General features: G+C 61.4%; 15 protein-coding genes. 5 read left to right on the top strand and 10 right to left on the bottom strand.

What is annotated here, in order from left to right; translation table 11 throughout:
* Positions 1-124: 124 nt before the first annotated feature.
* Positions 125-361: a hypothetical protein gene (locus AC1DNK_RS14265; protein ID WP_112388549.1), complete on the bottom strand. Its 237-nt coding sequence runs from the start codon at positions 359-361 to the stop codon at positions 125-127.
* 376 nt (positions 362-737) lie between these two features.
* On the opposite strand from AC1DNK_RS14265, the gene eglC reads away from it, so the two are divergent.
* On the top strand, positions 738-2,168 hold the full coding sequence (gene eglC / locus AC1DNK_RS14260; RefSeq protein ID WP_112389013.1) for an endo-1,3-1,4-beta-glycanase EglC: 1,431 nt from the start codon (positions 738-740) through the stop codon (positions 2,166-2,168).
* A gap of 2 nt (positions 2,169-2,170) precedes the next feature.
* Here eglC and AC1DNK_RS14255 read toward each other — a convergent pair whose 3' ends face one another.
* The 5 genes from AC1DNK_RS14255 to AC1DNK_RS14235 form a co-directional block, all read right to left on the bottom strand.
* Positions 2,171-2,932 (bottom strand): SDR family NAD(P)-dependent oxidoreductase, encoded by a 762-nt coding sequence (locus tag AC1DNK_RS14255; protein ID WP_112388550.1) that lies wholly within the window; start codon positions 2,930-2,932, stop codon positions 2,171-2,173.
* 13 nt (positions 2,933-2,945) lie between these two features.
* Positions 2,946-3,758 carry an ABC transporter permease gene (locus tag AC1DNK_RS14250; RefSeq protein WP_112388551.1) on the bottom strand — a complete coding sequence of 271 codons (813 nt, stop codon included), beginning with the start codon at positions 3,756-3,758 and terminating at the stop codon, positions 2,946-2,948.
* Entirely contained in the window at positions 3,758-4,624 is an 867-nt protein-coding gene (locus tag AC1DNK_RS14245; RefSeq protein WP_112388552.1) for an ABC transporter permease, read from the bottom strand. The genes AC1DNK_RS14250 and AC1DNK_RS14245 overlap by 1 nt, the downstream gene beginning before the upstream one ends.
* 86 nt (positions 4,625-4,710) lie before the next feature.
* Positions 4,711-5,874: a polyamine ABC transporter substrate-binding protein gene (locus AC1DNK_RS14240; protein WP_112388553.1), complete on the bottom strand. Its 1,164-nt coding sequence runs from the start codon at positions 5,872-5,874 to the stop codon at positions 4,711-4,713.
* Positions 5,875-5,896: 22 nt separating this feature from the next.
* Entirely contained in the window at positions 5,897-6,988 is a 1,092-nt protein-coding gene (locus AC1DNK_RS14235) for an ABC transporter ATP-binding protein (RefSeq protein ID WP_112597003.1), read from the bottom strand.
* A gap of 192 nt (positions 6,989-7,180) precedes the next feature.
* Between AC1DNK_RS14235 and AC1DNK_RS14230 the strand changes: the two genes are divergently transcribed.
* The 3 genes from AC1DNK_RS14230 to AC1DNK_RS14220 all read left to right on the top strand — a co-directional run bounded on the left by AC1DNK_RS14230 (position 7,181) and on the right by AC1DNK_RS14220 (position 11,592).
* Complete coding sequence (locus tag AC1DNK_RS14230; RefSeq protein WP_477941713.1) at positions 7,181-8,002, top strand: helix-turn-helix domain-containing protein; 822 nt, start codon at positions 7,181-7,183, stop codon at positions 8,000-8,002.
* A gap of 150 nt (positions 8,003-8,152) precedes the next feature.
* Positions 8,153-9,325 carry an MFS transporter gene (locus AC1DNK_RS14225; protein WP_477941711.1) on the top strand — a complete coding sequence of 391 codons (1,173 nt, stop codon included), beginning with the start codon at positions 8,153-8,155 and terminating at the stop codon, positions 9,323-9,325.
* A gap of 176 nt (positions 9,326-9,501) precedes the next feature.
* Positions 9,502-11,592, top strand: a complete 2,091-nt coding sequence (locus AC1DNK_RS14220) for a putative bifunctional diguanylate cyclase/phosphodiesterase (RefSeq protein WP_477941709.1) — start codon at positions 9,502-9,504, stop codon at positions 11,590-11,592.
* A gap of 10 nt (positions 11,593-11,602) precedes the next feature.
* Here AC1DNK_RS14220 and AC1DNK_RS14215 read toward each other — a convergent pair whose 3' ends face one another.
* Both AC1DNK_RS14215 and AC1DNK_RS14210 read right to left on the bottom strand, forming a co-directional pair.
* Complete coding sequence (locus tag AC1DNK_RS14215; RefSeq protein ID WP_477941708.1) at positions 11,603-12,391, bottom strand: phosphodiester glycosidase family protein; 789 nt, start codon at positions 12,389-12,391, stop codon at positions 11,603-11,605.
* 272 nt (positions 12,392-12,663) lie between these two features.
* The gene (locus tag AC1DNK_RS14210) at positions 12,664-13,587 is read right to left on the bottom strand and encodes an MYG1 family protein (protein WP_477941707.1); all 924 of its coding nucleotides are present in this window, start codon (positions 13,585-13,587) and stop codon (positions 12,664-12,666) included.
* 160 nt (positions 13,588-13,747) lie between these two features.
* On the opposite strand from AC1DNK_RS14210, the gene AC1DNK_RS14205 reads away from it, so the two are divergent.
* Positions 13,748-14,098 carry a hypothetical protein gene (locus tag AC1DNK_RS14205; RefSeq protein ID WP_477941706.1) on the top strand — a complete coding sequence of 117 codons (351 nt, stop codon included), beginning with the start codon at positions 13,748-13,750 and terminating at the stop codon, positions 14,096-14,098.
* Positions 14,099-14,109: 11 nt separating this feature from the next.
* Here the strand turns inward: AC1DNK_RS14205 and hydA are convergent, their stop codons facing one another.
* Both hydA and AC1DNK_RS14195 read right to left on the bottom strand, forming a co-directional pair.
* Positions 14,110-15,504 carry a dihydropyrimidinase gene (hydA, locus tag AC1DNK_RS14200; protein ID WP_477941705.1) on the bottom strand — a complete coding sequence of 465 codons (1,395 nt, stop codon included), beginning with the start codon at positions 15,502-15,504 and terminating at the stop codon, positions 14,110-14,112.
* A complete protein-coding gene (locus tag AC1DNK_RS14195; protein WP_477941703.1) occupies positions 15,505-16,776 on the bottom strand; it encodes a cysteine desulfurase-like protein in 1,272 nt (423 codons plus the stop codon).
* Between the last annotated feature and the right edge of the window lie 4 nt (positions 16,777-16,780).

Below are 16,780 nucleotides of genomic sequence, written 5' to 3'. Positions count from 1 at the left end.
CGCTGCGCCGATTCGCCATGGCCCGCAAGCTTAGCGTGCCGGCTCTGATGGTGCCGAGTGAATTCTGAACATTCCTATGCATTCGCATCGCTGCCGGAGGCCGATGGGCCAAGCGATGCCGCCTCTATGCGATAAGCGGTTCAGCAGCCTCGTCAGCAGACAGGGCGCTGGCCGAAGCCAGCATCACGGCAGGGGCCGCACGGACAAACAGCGATGAGTGCGAATTGATGATCCGCCCGCTTTCAAGCTTCAGGAGCGGTCCGTCAATATCAACGACATTATCCGTGAAGCTGAGTTCGCCCCACCCGTCAGACGTCCCCTCGATCAGGACGAAGGAATACTTTTCACCAATATTGAACATCTACTCTCCCCAAAGCCGATATCGCTATATTTCCACTCTACTCTAATTGAGCATCAACTCATAATATCGGATTCAGACCGAATAATTCATCTGCACCCGGCTGCCCGTCTCGGAATGCTGCAGACGTTCCAGAGCAAGACTTCCTTTTCCGCAGCGATATTGAGAACCAGACATAGCCTGTCTGAGATCCTTACAGTCGGTTCCCGGCGCAATCATGCGGCGCCTCGCGGCTTAACGCCTTGCTGGTCAGTCAAAGCGGCCCTGATCTTGCCCGGCGATCTTCCGGTCGCGTCATCCGCGAAATTGCCGCATCTTCGATACCGAGATTGTGCTCGCGCTGATTGAACCATTCCTCCTCCAGTCGAAGGGAACCGACATGATAAACGCGATCAACAACGCCGTCGGCAGGCCGCTTGCTTACAGTGGTACCTCCACCGCATGGTTTTCCGCCACCAAGTCCGGTCCGGTGCAGACGGGGACTGCCGGAAACGACTCGATGTGGGGCGACAGCGCCGTCAACGTCACGATGAAGGGCGGAACCGGCGACGATGTCTACTATCTCTATTCGAACATCAATCGCGCCGCCGAGGGGGCAAATGCCGGCACCGACACCATCAACACCTGGATGGACTACACACTGCCGGATAATTTCGAGAACCTGACGGTCACCGGCAACGGCCGCTACGCCTTCGGCAACAATCAGGACAACATCATTTCAGGCGCGTCCGGCAGCCAGACGATCAACGGGGATGCCGGCAACGATGTGCTGATCGGCGGCGGCGGCGCCGACACGTTCGTCATCGATCGCGGCAATGGCAGCGATCTGATCACCGACTTCGGTTCCGACGATGTCGTCCGCCTGGACAGTTTCTCGTCGTTTGCCCAGCTGCTGTCGCACGCCACACAGGACGGCAGCAATGTCCGGCTCGACATCGGCGGCGGTGAGAGCCTGGTGTTCGCCAATACCCAGATGTCGGCACTGAAGGCGAACCAGTTCCAGCTGACCCTCGATCGATCACAACTCGCCCTCACCTTCGAGGACAATTTCGACACGCTGTCGCTGCGCAATGGCGATAAGGGAACCTGGGATGCGAAATTCTGGTGGGCGGCTGATCGCGGCAGTCCGCTGACCGGCAACGGCGAGCAGCAATGGTATGTCAACCCGTCCTACGGGCCGACGGCGTCAGCCAATCCGTTTTCGGTCAAGAATGGGGTTCTGACGATAACGGCCAAGCCGGCCCCGGCAGCGCTTCAGCAGCAGATCGACGGTTACGACTATACGTCGGGCCTGCTCAACACGCATTCGTCCTTCTCCCAGACCTACGGCTACTTCGAGATCCGCGCCGACATGCCGTCGGAGCAAGGGGCGTGGCCGGCATTCTGGCTTCTGCCCGAAGACGGCTCGTGGCCGCCCGAACTCGATGTCGTCGAGATGCGCGGACAGGATCCCAACACCGTCAATGTCACCGTCCACAGCGATCACGGCGGCTCCCACCTGATCGACACGACACCGGTGAAGGTCGCCAGCACGGAAGGTTTCCACACCTACGGCATGAAGTGGGACGAGGATCATATCACCTGGTATTTCGACGACGTTGCCGTTGCCCAGAAGGCAACGCCCGCCGATATGCACAGCCCGATGTACATGCTGACCAATCTTGCCATCGGCGGCGCCGCCGGTTCGCCCAAGGACGGCCTCAAGAACGGATCGCAGATGTCGATCGACTATATCAGAGCCTATCAGCTGGCCGACGCCTCGGCTCAGCCGGACAGCGATCAGGAACGGACGATCGACTGGACGCTGTAGCTCTAGACGACCGTCTCGCCGCCATCGACGACGAGGATCTGGCCGGTCATGTAGGATGACCGGTCGGAGACCAGAAAGAGGATCGGTTCGGCGATTTCGGAGACATCCGCCCAGCGGCCGAGCGGCACCTTGTCGGCGATGTAGCTTTCGATCGCGCCGCGGCCGCCCATCTGGGCGATGAAGGGCTCGTTGAAGGGCGTATCGACCCAGCCCGGGCAGAGCGCGTTGACACGAACGCCCGATCTGGCGTAGTCGCCCGCCATCTGCCGGGTCATGGCGATGACGGCGTGTTTCGTGGTTGTGTAGGCGATCATTTCGCGGTCGTAGAGCACGCCCGATGAGGACGAGGTGTTGAGGATCACGCCTTTACCCGCCTGTTTCATGACGGGCATCACAAAACGCGCTGCCATGAAATGCGCCCGGACATTGAGGCTCCAGGATTTGTCGAAGCCCTCGACAGCAACCTCTTCCAGATCGCCCGCCACCTGCGCGCCGGCATGATTGTGGAGAATGTCGATCCGCCCGTGACGGGCGGCGATCGCCGAGATGCCGGTTTCCAGCGCCCGGTCGTCGGTAACGTCGACAACCAGGCTTTCCGCGCTTCCACCGGCGTCAGCGATCTGGGTGACGGTCTCTTCGGCATTGATGAAATCGATGTCGGCGACGACGACATGGGCGCCCTCGCGCGCCATGATCAGCGCTCCCGCCCGGCCGATGCCGGAGCCCGCGCCGGTGACGATTGCAACGCGATCCTTGAGTATCATGACATTTCCCCGGTCAGTTTGTTGTTGCCTTTTCGCGCATCAGGAAGCGCGCGATCAGGATGAGAATGAGCGAGGCGATCAACACAATCGTCGCGATCGCATTGATTTCAGGCGTCACGCCACGGCGGATCGAGGCGAAGACATAGATCGGCAGCGTCGTGTTCGAGCCGGCGACGAAGAAGGCGATGATGAAATCGTCGAAGGAGAAGGTGAAGGCGAGCAGGAAACCTGCCAGCACCGACGGCATGATCTGTGGCAGCACGATCTGCCGGAAGGTCGTCAGCGGCGTTGCGTAGAGATCGCTCGATGCCTCGACAATGTCGCGGCCAAGGCTGGCGATGCGCGCCTTCACGATCATCGTCACCAGCGCCATGGTGAAAAGCCCATGTGCGGCGATGATCGAGCCGTAGCCGAGTGCCAGCTTCGGCGGCTGAGCGCCCGGCCAGATTGCCGCGATCACCGGATTGATGAAGCCGAAGACCTCGACCAGTGCGACCAGCGTGGCAATGCCGATGACGACGCCGGGAACGACGATCGCCGCGGCGAACAGGCCGTCGAAGACAGCGCGCGCCCGCGGCCCGAGCCGCTCCATGCCCATTGCCGCCATCGTCCCGAAAATCGCCGCCAGCGCAGCGCTGGTGAAGGCGATGATCAGGCTGTTTTGCAACGCTTCCATCAGGAAGGTGTTGGAGAGCGCCCGGCCATACCACTCGGTCGAGAAGCCGACGAACTCGCTGGCATTGCGGCCGGAGTTGAAGGAGAACAGCACGACCAGCGCGATCGGCGTGTAGAGAAACAGGTAAACGAAAGTGACGAGCGCGCGCATCAGACGAGATCCACCTGACGGGTGCCGGCGACACGCCAGGCGATGCGCATGGCGACCAGCAGAATGACGACGACGACGGCGACCAGCGTCACGGCGATCGCCGAGCCGAACGGCCAGTTGCGCGATTGCAGGAAGAGATCGACAAGCGCATTGCCGATGAAGAACACCTTGCCGCCGCCGAGAAGCTGGGGGATCAGGTATTCGCCAAGCAGCAGGATCGTTACCAGCGCGACACCGGTCATCACACCCGGAAGAGACAGCGGCAGGGTAATGCCGAAGAAGGTCGAGACCGGCTTGGCGCCCAGATCGGCGGAGGCTTCGAGAAGCCGCCGGTCGAGCTTTTCGAGGCTGACATAGATCGGCATGATCATCAGCGGCAGATAGCCATAGACGATACCGAGCAGCACAGCGCCGGGGGTGTTGATCAGCCTGACATTCTCGATGCCGAAGATTTCGAGCAAATGCGGAATACCGCGGGCACCCAGCAGATACATCCAAGCATAGGTGCGCACCAGCAGGCTCGTCCAGAAGGGAACGACGACGAGCGAAACCAGCAGCAGCCGGCGTTTCGGGCTGGCCTTCACGGCGAGATAATAGGCGACCGGATAGGCAACCAGCAGGCAGGCCGCCGCACCAATCGGCGCCAGGATCAGCGTGTTGACGAAGGCCGCCGATCGCGAGCCCAAATTGGCGAACTGCGCGAAGGTGAACGCCGCCTGATAGCCGCCTTCGGGTGCCCGCTCGCCGAAGGCGAAGACGATGATGGCGATGAAGGGCAGCACCAGAAACACGAACAGCCAGATGCTGGCCGGCCCGACAAGGGCGGCAGTGACGAGGCGCCGTTTTGTGGCAAGGGTCAGGGGCATCGAAACGTTCTTTATCCGGCGGTTCTGAGCACTAGACCGGTCCCTGACTGCCGAGGCAGCCGGGACCGGAATTGCATGACGGCAGGTTAGGCAGACTTGAAGCGTGCCATCAGCTCGGCACGGCCCGGATCGGTCAGCGTCACGGCGGCGCCGAATTCGAGCGGTGTCAGTGCGGCTTCATCCGGATAGACGATCTTGTTCGAGGTGACTTCCTTCGGCAGCAGCGCGATAACGCGGCTGTCGGTGGTCGGCGCGCCGTTGGCGATATGCTCCTTCACCGCATTCTGCGGATCCATCAGGTAGTTGAGCAGCGCGTAGCCGGCAGCCTTGTTCGGCGCATCCTTCGGGATCGCGTAATAGTCGGTCCAGATCTCGCCGCCATCGGTGCCGAGCACATAGGCAAGCTCCGGCATATCGCGGTTCAGCTGCGCGCCGTCATTCGTCCAGCACATCGTCAGCCACGCATCGGTGGAGCGCATCGACGGCTGGTAGTCGGAATTGATGGCGAAGAGATGCGGCTTGACCTTGATCAGCAGTTCCTCGGCCTTGGCAAGTTCATCGGGCTTGATCGAATTGAAGCCGTAGCCGAGCGAGACGAGCGCGCTGCCGATCGTCGTCAGCTGGTAGTCGTGCACCATGGTGCGGCCGTCGCCTTCGGTCTGGGCGATCTCGAAGAAATCCTTCCAGCTCGAGAGCTTCGTCTTGATCTTCGAGGTGTTCACCGAGAAGCCGGTCGTGCCCCAGTTCTTCGGCACAGCATATGTCTTGCCGTCGATCTGGCCTTCCTTGGTGAAGCGCGGGCTTTCAGTCGCCTGGCTGAAATTCGGGATCTTCGAGAGATCCAGCTCGTCGATCAGGCCGAGCTTGTGATGGGTCGAGATCGTATAATTGGTCGGCACGAACAGCGACCAGCCGGAAGCGCCGGCCTGCAGCTTGGCGAGCATCTCTTCGTTCGAGCCGAAGACGTTGACTTCGACGGCGACGCCGGTCGCGGCCTTGAAGTTTTCGAAGGTCGCAGGATCATGGTAGTTCGGCCAAGTGGCGATCGACATCTGCGTGCCCAGATCCTCGGCGGCATAGGCGGGCGTCGACAGCGCGCCCGGGAAGCGCGACATCACCGCCGTTGCCAGACCGAGGCCGGTGATGCCGAGGAAATGGCGGCGGCTGACGGAGCCGCGCTTCAGGCGCATGAATTCGTCCATGAAGCCTTCGGCGGAGATGGGGAGATTGTCCTTGTAATCCTTGCTCATGATGCTGTTCCCTTGTTTTGGTTTATGCATTCGATGCTGGAAAGACATGTATTGCTGACGGGTCGAAGCAGAGGAAAACCGCTTCGCCAGGCTCGACCAGATCACTCTCGCTCATGCTGCGGCGGTCGGCGGTGATCAGGAAATCGCCGAGGCCCGGCACGTTCACCGCATATTCCGCCGACGAGCCCAGGAAGATGCGATGCGTGACCGTGCCCTTGAACGATGAACCCGAAGCCGGCTGGCTGCGTGTCATGCGGATCGCTTCCGGGCGCAGGGCGGCAATCACCTCTCCCGGCGACAGCCGCTTGCTCGACGAAACGGCGGAACCATCCGCGAGGCGGAGCGTCGCACCATCGGCTTCCATGGTCGCCGCAATCCGGTTCGTCTTGCCGACGAAATCGGCGACGAAGAGATCGGCCGGGCGGTCATAGACCTCCTGCGGCGTTCCGAGCTGGCGGATACGCCCGGCACTCATGACGCAGACGGCATCGGCCATCGACAGCGCCTCTTCCTGGTCATGGGTGACGAGCACGAAGGTGATGCCGAGTTCGCGCTGCAGCGTCTGCAACTCGATCTGCATGGCAGAGCGCAATTTCTTGTCGAGCGCCGCCAGCGGCTCATCCAGCAGCAGGACGGACGGGCGGTTGACGATGGCGCGCGCCAGCGCCACGCGTTGTTGCTGGCCGCCTGACATTTCATGGATCCGCCGCTTGGCGAAACCATCCAGACGAACCATTTCCAGCGCCTCGGCGGCCCGCCGGTTGATTTCTGCAGCGCCGATTTTCGGGCGCATCTGCCGCAGGCCATAGGCGACGTTCTGCTCGACGTTGAAATGCGGAAACAGCGCGTAGTGCTGGAACACCATGTTGACGGGGCGGCGATAGGCGGGAACGCCGTTCATCTCGCACCCGTCGATCAGCACCGTGCCCTCGCTCGGCTGCTCGAAGCCGCCGATCATGCGCAGGCATGTGGTCTTGCCACAGCCCGAAGGGCCGAGCAGCGCCAGAAACGCGCCCTTGGGCACATTGAGATTGATGTCCGTCACGGCGGTCACCGCGCCATAATTCTTGGTGACCGAACGGAATTCGATATCGTTCGTCGAAGCGGATGCCACGTCTGTTCCCTGCGGTTGGTTTGGAATTGGCAGTCTATCGCCGCCTTATTGCCACCGTCGTTAAGGAAAGAGTAAGCCTGAGCTTCCCGCACGGTATATACCCCGAGAGAGGTATTTTAGCGCACGATGCTTCGTGGAAGGTGTATATAGGGCCACGCGGAATGGCGTGGGGCGGAAGAGGGAGCCCGTCAGATGACCACCGACCTGGAAGCGCTGTTTGGTGCATTCAACGCCACGATCGGCTGTCCGAAGATGACTGATGCCGAATTCGGCGAGACCTTCCGTCAGATGATGGCGGCGCTGGTGCGCTTCGACTACGTGGTCGTTTTCGGCTATCGCGGCAAGGAACGGCCGATCGACCTCTACAGCACCTTCGACCCGGAAGAGAACGTCGTCTTCGTCACTCTCTACCAGGCGGGACCATACCTGCTCGACCCGTTCTATCATACCGCCCGCGAGCGCCGCGAAGGCGTGCTCCGAATGCGGGAACTGGCGCCCGACCGGTTCTTCTCCAGCGAATATTACCGCACCTACTACGTTCAGACCGGGCTTGCGGAAGAGGTGGGCTTTTTCATCAACACCGATGAAGAGATCACCGTCGTTCTTTCGCTGATGCGGCGGGAAAAGACCGGACCGTTTCCAGCGGCCGAATTCGCCACGTTGAAGAAGGTCGAGCCGCTGGTGGCCAGCATGGTCCGCCACTATTGGGCCGGGCTGGCGCCGCGTTTCGATGCACAATTGACCGCCGGCAGCAAAAGCCGCCGGAAGCAGGGCCAGAGCGGCAATCTTCCCGCCGCCGACACTGTCTGGCGGGACCTCAACCTGACGGGCCGCGAAACCGCGATCGTCGATCTTGTGCTGCAGGGCCATTCGTCCGAGTCGATCGGGCTGAAGCTCAACATTTCGACCGGCACAGTGAAGGTCCACCGCCGCAACGTCTACCGCAAGCTCGGCATCTCCTCGCAGACGCAGCTTTTGTCGATCTATTTCAACAACCTGCTATCATCAGGATAGCGGGCCGCCGTGGCTGATTAGAGACACCGGATGGGATTGAAGCCGCGCCAGGGCCATCCGGGAACAACGGCTCCTTGCTATCGCCCGCCGGGTCGTGCAACCAACCGAGCCGAACGCATGAGACAAGCAGATGAGGTCAGGGGATCAGAGATGCGCATAGAGCCGCAGCAGCGCATTTACATATGCTTCTTTCTATTTGCGGTATCGATGGGCGCGCTGCTGTCGCGGCTTCCCGATCTGCAGGTGTCGCTCGGGATCAACAAATCCGAGCTTGGGCTGACCTTGATCGGCGCAGCCGTCGGCGCCCTGATCTCGCTGACCTTCTCGTCGCCGCTGATCATGAAGCTCGGCGCCCGCAACACGGCCTTCGCTACCGTTCTCGGAACCTCACTCATGATCGCGCTCGTTCCCTGGCTCGGTTATGCGCCGCTGGTGTTCTGCGTGCTTTTTTGCGAGGGACTGCTCGCCGGTGCGCTTGAGATCAACCTGAATGTCGAGATCGACCGTATCGAGGCGCAGCTCGGCCGCGGCGTGATGAATCGCGCCCATGGCTTCTGGAGCCTCGGCTTTTTCGTCACGGCGCTGGCATCGTCATTCATCCGGCAGGCGGGCATCTCAATCCAACTGCATCTGGCCATAACCTTCGCCATCGTCGTCGTGGCCGGAACGATCGCCATCAGGGGAATGCAGAACGCTTCGGCGCCCGCGCCCTCTCAAGCGGAAGGCGCCCATATGGCGTTGCCGACATTGGGGATGCTGCCGCTTTGCGTCATCGGCGTCGGCGCCTTCCTCGTCGAAGGTGCCGGAATCGACTGGTCGGCGATCTATATGCGCGACGTCTTTGCGGTCGAGCCTTTCGTCGGCGGAATGGGTCTCACGCTCTTTGCATTCTTCATGGCGCTGGTCCGGCTTTTCGCCGACCGCTTCGTCGACCGCTATGGCTCGCGGATCGTGGCGCTGGTCTCGCTTGCTCTTGCGGCGATCGGCATCGCCTGCGTCTGGCTCGCACCCGTCCCGGAGATCGCGCTCGCCGGCTTTGCCATGATGGGCGCAGGGTGCAGCGCAGTCTATCCGCTGGCGGTTTCCGCCGCGGCGCAACGTGATGACCGCAGTGCGCATGTCAACGTGGCCGCCCTCGCCCAGATGTCTTTCGTCGTCTTCTTCCTGGCGCCGCCGCTGCTTGGCTTCGTCGCAGAACATGCGGGTATCCGCATGTCCTATCTCGTCTGCCTGCCGATCATCCTTGCTGCTCTCTTCTCCACCAGGGCGCTTGCTCCGAGACGCCTCGACGTGGAAGCGGAAAAGCAAAAGGCGGCGGAATAAGACAGCCTTGCAGACGCCGCTTATCCCCATATTGACCTGACGCCTCGACCACCGGCGGCAATCACAAATAGGCTTTGCACGCGGAGCGTTCATGCGCGTGAAAAAGGCCATTTTTCCTTCATGGTTGCATAAGAGGTTGCAGATATTGTTCCCGCAAAATGAGCGAGAACACGGCAATGACAGAGCAAGCGGCCCCCTCTCCGGCAGAGATTGTCATCCCCTCCGATGATGCACGCGACCTTCAACACATGATCGATCTTCTGCGCGTCCAGCACGCCAATCTCGCCGAGCGCTACGAGTGGCTGGAGGCGATGATCAATCATGTGCCCGATTTCATCTACGCGAAGGATCTGCAGGGCCGCTTTCTGTTCGCCAACCGGGCGGTGGTCGCCAACAACGGTTTTGCCAAGGTCGACGACCTGATCGGCCTGACGGATGGCGAGATCCATCTCGAAGCCGACGCGCATGGCATCGACGAAACGGAACAGCGGGTCATGGAAACCGGCCGGCCCGATCTCGGCGTCGAGGAGCCTCGTTTGAAGGGCGAAGGCTGGCTGATGATGTCACGCGTCGCGTTGCGCGACCGGACCGGCGCGGTGATCGGCGTCGTCGGCGCCTCACGCGACATCACCGCGCGCAAGCGTGCAGAAGAGCTGATGGCAGCGCAGACGAAACTGCTCCACGATGTCGCCCGCGGCGTCGAACTCAACTCGCTTCTAAAGGATGCCGGGCAAATCCTCGAACGGCTTCTGCCGGGCCGCGCCACCGGCTTCGACCTGGACGGCACGGCGCAAAGTCATGTTGAAGCGCCGCGGAAGGACTTTCCGATCAACTGCCGCGACGGCAGCCGGCAGGGCGCGCTTGCCGTGTCGCTGCAGCCGGGCGAGATCGATGCCGGGCTTGCCGAATTCCTGACAGGCGTGGCGCAGACCATCGGCATCGCGATCGACCGGAACCGCGACATCGCCCGGATCGCCTATCTGGCCGAACACGACGCGCTGACCGGCCTTCCAAACCGGACGCTGCTCGACCGCAAACTCGGCACGCTATTGGCTGGCAGGACCCGCGCGGTGGCGGTTGCCTTTCTCGACCTCGATCATTTCAAGCTCGTCAATGACAGCCTCGGCCATGCCGCCGGCGACGAGCTTCTCAAGGTCGTGGCTTCGCGCATCCTCAGTGAAATCGGCGAAAGCGGCATTGTCTCGCGGATCGGCGGCGATGAGTTCATCATCGTGCTCGAGGCCGGGATCAACGACGCGCTGAACCGTCTGCAGGCAATCTCGGCGCATATCGCCCGCCCCTGCAACATCGACGGCGTCTATATGCAGGTGACCTGCAGCGTCGGTGTTGCCTCCTCGCAGGCCCATGGTTCGATCGCCGGAGAACTGATCGCCAATGCCGACATGGCGCTCTATCGCGTCAAGGCAGCCGGCCGCAACGGCATACAGATGTTTACCCCGTCGATGGCCGAGGAAGCCCGCCACAAGCTGCTGCGGATCGAGGAGCTTCGCCGCGCGCTGGCACAGGACGAATTCGTGCTGCATTTCCAGCCGCAGAAGGACATCGCAACCGGAAGAATTTCGGGCGTCGAGGCTCTGGTCCGATGGCAGCATCCGCAAGCGGGCCTGCTTGCACCGGCGGACTTCATCCCGCTTGCCGAAGAAACCGGGCTCATCGTCGAACTCGGCGAAGTGGTGCTCGGCAAAGCCTGCAGGCAGATGCGCGCCTGGCTCGATCAGGGCATTCCGGCCATTCGTGTTGCGGTGAATGTCTCGGCGCGGCAGTTCCGCGAGCCGTCGCTCTGTGACAAGGTTTCAGCTGCCCTCTCGGCTGCGGGGCTCGACCCCGCGCTGCTTGAGCTTGAGGTCACCGAGAGCCTGATCATGGAGGATGTCGAAGGCGCGATATCGCGCATGCTGGAGCTGAAGGCACTCGGCGTCAGTCTGTCCATCGACGATTTTGGCACCGGCTATTCCAGCCTCAGCACGCTGAAACTATTCCCTTTGTCCCGGCTGAAGATCGACCGGTCTTTCATCGCCGATATTCCCGGCCAGTCGGGCGATATGGCGATCACTGCGGCGATCGTCGCGCTCGGGCAGACGCTCGATCTGGAAGTGATTGCCGAGGGCGTCGAGACCGAAGAGCAGGCGCGCTTCCTGGCGGAGACGGGCTGCGAGATGTTCCAGGGCTACCTTTTCGCCAAGCCGCTACCGGCAGCCGAGATCGCCAGCATGCTGAAAGCCAACAGCCTCTCTGCATCAGCATAGGGACGTGGCATCATTCACCGCTCTGCACGAGGCCCACGATCGGGCCAAACCCGCCGTGCCAGGAGAAGTCGTTCATCCCGAGAGCCATTTGATAGATGCCGGTGCCATGACCGCCATCCAGGAACAATGCGTTCGGGCACCCCAACTCGTCGCGGAACAGACGGGCGAAATCGTGGAAATTGACGTCGCCGTCACTGATGACGAAGCGAACGATCCCGCTGCCGCAGACCCCCACCCCGCTCCGCCGCGTCCGGTCCGTCGATCCGGGGATCAATGCAGGATGCAGCTTGCCTTCGATGACCAGCATCGGTCCGGATTGCGTCGCGAATGCCGCCTTGGGGCGACGTTTCAGGAATTCGTCGGTGGTCAGAATCTCAGCGCCATTATCGCCAAGCAGGAAGACACCGTTGGGCTTCTTGTAGAAATTCGGAACGTTGCCCGGAGGGCCCTTGATCTCGGTGGTGTCGGCAGGACGGAGTTCCGCGCCGTGCTCGATATAAAGACCAATCGGCGTGAAATCGTCTCGGTACATGCCGGCATTCATCGCGAAGACAAGGACCTGCCCGTCCTTCTTCAGCGCATCCGCCAGATTCGAGAATGTGCGAAACGGCTGCCCGTCGGCGCCCCTCCAGAAAAGCCTGAGGTCATCTTTTCCCGGCGTGACAGAGCAGACGATATAGCCTGAATTTTCAAAGATCTGCCGCTCGCAAACTTGTGCAGGCGCAGGCTGCGCCGCGGCACTTCCCGCGGCAGAAACCAATGCGGCCCAGAGCAATGCGGCCAAACGATCGACTTTCAAAGCAGCTCCGTGACGTCATAGAGGAGGGGTAGACCTCCATAGCACACCGTTCCACGATCACCGCATTCAGCAAGAGAATATACCTCGTCTCGCCACTCGATTGGGCTGAAAGCATTTTCAATAATTGCGCGATCGGGCGATTATGGTGGTGCCGATGAACATGAAGGCCAGTCCTCCCGGTCTTTCGTCGGCGGTTCCCCTCTGGAGGTTTTTGAACTCTCCAAATTTGGGCCATCGGTTGATGGCCCATTTTTTTGGCCCCAGCTCGGGCGCTATTGCGCTTCCGCCTTGGCTACGGCGATCCGCGCCAGTTCCAGCGCTGCGTCGCGGGTTGCGGCAGCGGCGATGAAACGGCCCTTGTGGCAGAAGCTTGCGCCCGCCACACCGGAGGCGCCCTCCAGATCGGCCCCGCTCAAGCCCGCCCATTCCAGCGGCAGATCGGCCCGCAGTTCAAATCCTTCATCGCCTCGGCGAATGCCCGTAACGCACCAGTCATTGTCGCGCGGATGGACGACGAACAGCAGATGCTCGGCCTTCGCCTTCACGATCGCCGGGCGGAACGGCATGCCCATCGGCAGTTCCAGCACCTTGTTGTCACCTGCCGCAGCAATCGCCTCAAGAACCATGGTCTCGGCCCGCAGCTTGGCATCCTGCACGGCGATGCCCGCCTCGACGAAGCGGCGGGCAATCGCCAGCGCCGAATGGAACGCCTGATCGGTGGCATCGGCACCCTTCGCGTCGAACGGCGGCTTCAGCGTTTCCAGCAGTGCCGGAAGCGTTAGCCCGGCTAGCTCTCCGGCAACGGACGGGTCGAGCGCGCCGTTATCGACCAGATCGACAGGCAGCACGAACCTCTTGTCGAAGGCCGCATGCACCCGGGCGACATGCGCCTCCGGCACACCGGCCGCCGCCAGATAATCGACGCCGTAGTGCTTCCAGATCAGTCCGAAAGAGCTGTAGGGCCGCCCGTCTTCACGCACCGGCGCGCCGCGCTGGTGATGGTCGAAGATGGTGTTTTCGGGTTCGTAGCGTCCACCGACGTCATAGATGATGCGGCCCGCAGCCGGCGCTATCCATTCGGCATCCCGCGTCCGGATCAGCTTGGCAGCGGGAAACAGCTGCGTCAGCACCACGCTCGACAGCAGCTCATCGGCATGGAAGCCGCCGGAATGGGTCACCAGAAATTCAGTTTTCACTTCAAGGTCTTTCTAGACGGGGAGATCGCGATCGAGCGAATAGCCGCGATTGATGAATATCTCAAGACGCAAGCGCCGATGCGTCGCGGACTATGGCTTTGTGGGCCGCGCTTTCCTACATATTCGAGAGCTGCATTCGTCGGCAGCAAGGAGCGGCAGCGTGGTCGACAAGATTTCCAGGGTTTCAGCAACGGCAGCGACCGCGGCAACGCAGGTCCAGCACAGCACCTCCGTCGCGGAGCCCGATGTCGCCTGGGCCGCCGATCGCCAGGCGACAATCGACGAGGCGCTGCATCGCCGCCATGGATCCGGCGGCCACCGGCCCTCGCCCGCCGAAGACACGGAAGAGGATGGCGGCAACGCCAGCCGCCACCTGGATCTTCACGCGACAGAGCAAAGCGCCACAGGTGATGAGTCCGATGAGGAACGTCTTTCCGGCGAGAGCGAGCGCATCGGCACCGGCAACCTCGACGAGGACGTGCCTTTCGGCGATCACGCGGGCTATATCTAGGACAGCCGCGGTCAGAGCAGCGACTTGCGCCTGAGATAATTGCCCTGGCCCATTTCACCTGTTGTTGCGGCGCCATCGACGATGGTCTTTCCGCGCAGCAGAACGCGCACCGGCCAGCCGGTGACATCAAGCCCCTCATAGGGCGTGTAGTCGGCCCCATGATGCAGGATGTCGTTGGTGATCGTCATCTTCTTCTGCGGATCCCAGAGCGCGATATCGGCGTCCGAACCGATGGCGATCGTCCCCTTTTGCGGATAGAGCCCATATTGCTTGGCGTGATTGGTGGATGACAGCGCGACGAAGCGGTTGATGTCGATCCTGTTCTTGCTGACACCTTCGGAAAACAGGATCGGAAGCCGCGTCTCGACGCCGGGGATCCCGTTCGGGATCCAGCGAAAATTCCGCTTTCCCTTCTCGTTCAGCTTGCCGCTATCGTCATCATAGCGGAATGGGCAGTGGTCGGACGAGAACAGCTCGAACGTGCCGTTCTGCAAGCCTTCCCAACAGGCAATCTGGCTCTCCTTATCCCTTGGCGGCGGCGAGCAGACGAATTTTGCGCCCTCAAGTTCGGCGGCATCGAGATCGTCGGCTGTCAGTAGCAGGTATTGCGGGCAGGTTTCGCCCGCCACCTTGCTGCCGCGCTTGCGGGCGCGCTCGATCTCTTCCATCGCCTGACGGTTCGAAACGTGGACGATGACGACTGGCGTATCGGTGATTTCGGCAAGCGACAGCGCCCGATGCGTCGCTTCCCGCTCGGCAGCGACCGGCCTGCTCAGCGCGTGGAATTTCGGCGCAAGCTCGCCTTTCTCCTCATGCCTGCCGATCAGATAACGGATCGCGTCTTCATTTTCGCAGTGGACCATGACGATCGCGCCCGAACGCCGGGCACTGTCTAGCGTATCGAGAATCTGGTCGTCGCGAAGACGCAGGTTCTCGTAGGTCATGAAGACCTTGATCGACGTGTAACCGTCCTCGACCAGCGCCGGCAGTTCCTGGCCGAGCACGCAGGAGGTCGGGTCGGTGACCACCAGATGGAAGGACACGTCGACATAGCACTCGCCGTCGGCCTTCGCATGGTAGTCCTTCAGGGATTCGCGCAGCGTCGTTCCCTTCTCCTGCATGCAGAAGGTCAGCACGGTCGTGTTGCCGCCAAAGGCTGCCGACAGCGTGCCGCTGGCGAAATCGTCGGCCATGACGATACCGTCGCCGGACGGCTGGGCGAGATGGACATGGCTGTCGATACCGCCGGGCATGACATAGAGGCCGGTGGCATCGATGATCTCGCCAGCGTCACCAAGATCGTCAGCCAGCGCCGCAATCTTTCCGTTGCGGATCCCGACGTCGCTTCGAAACGTGTCGCTGGCCGTGACGACCGTGCCGTTCTTGATGATCGTGTCGAACTGCATCTAGGCGGCACCCCTGTTTTGAAGTGCACCGTTGCTGCCGAGTATCTCGTCGAGCGCAGCGGTCAGGCGATCGACTTCCTCGATCGTGTTGTAATGGACCATCGAGACGCGGACGGCGCCGTTATATTGCGGCAGGCCGACATGATCACCCAGCCGGCGCGCATGGAAATCGCCGAAGCGGATGGCGATCTTGTAGGCGTCCATCGCCTTGCAGACATCCTCCGAATTCTGCCCCTCGAAGACAAAGCTGATCGTTGGAATACGGCGCCCGTTACGGTTCGCCGTCTCGCCGATGATGCGGCAATCGTTGCGGCTGCGCAGATAGGAAAGCAGCCGTTCGGTCAGGGCATTTTCCTGGATGGTGATCGCCTCGAAGGCCGCAAGGATCAGCTCGCGCGGCGAACCCGATCCGCCCGACTTCGTGCCCAGTTCGCAGAGGTAATCGACGATCCCGGTCACCGAATAGGCGAGTTCGTAGTTCGGATTGCCGGGCTCCAGCTTTCCCGGAACCTTATCGCGGCCATAGAAGAAATGATAAAGCGGGTCGAGTTCCAGAAGATGATCGTATTTACCGTACATCATCGCGTAATGCGGGCCGTAGGTCTTGTAGAAGCTGAAGACGTAGTAATCGACATCCATGGCCCGAACATCGACGGCACGGTGCGGCGCATAAGCGACGGCATCGACACAGATGCGCGCGCCATGCGCATGCACGACATCGGCGATCTCGGCGATCGGATTGATGGCGCCCAAAATATTCGACACATGGGTGACGCAGACAAGCTTAGTCTTCTCCGTCAGAAGCGGCTTCAGCTCGGCGATATCGAGTTCATAGGTCGTCTTGTCCAGCGGCCAGAACTTGATGACGATACCCATGTCGCGCAGACCGTCCCAAGGGCCTATATTCGACTCGTGATCCGATATCGTCACGATGATCTCGTCGCCCGCCGATAACTGGCTACGCATGGCGCGGGCAAGGTTCTGCAGCAGAACGGTCGTCGAGCTGCCGAAAATGATCTCTTCCGGCCGCGCCGCATTGACGAGATGCGTCGCCGCAATGCGGCTGTCCATCAGCGCCTTGGCCGCCTGTTGCGAGACATCATAGCTGCCGCCGATCTGCACGTTCTTGTCGTAGAGGAACGTGGTGATCCGATCGACCGCGCGCGTCAGGATCTGCGAGCCGCCGGCATTATCGAAAAACACCCAGCCGTGATCCAGCCCCGGGAATTGGCTCCGGACGAAATCGATGTCGAGTTGGCGTTGCGTTTCCATGGGG

The sequence above is a fragment of the Rhizobium sp. 01N424 genome, assembly GCF_056399485.1.
Note: the sequence above shows the minus strand (reverse complement) of the source record. Positions and strands in the feature narration are given on the sequence as shown.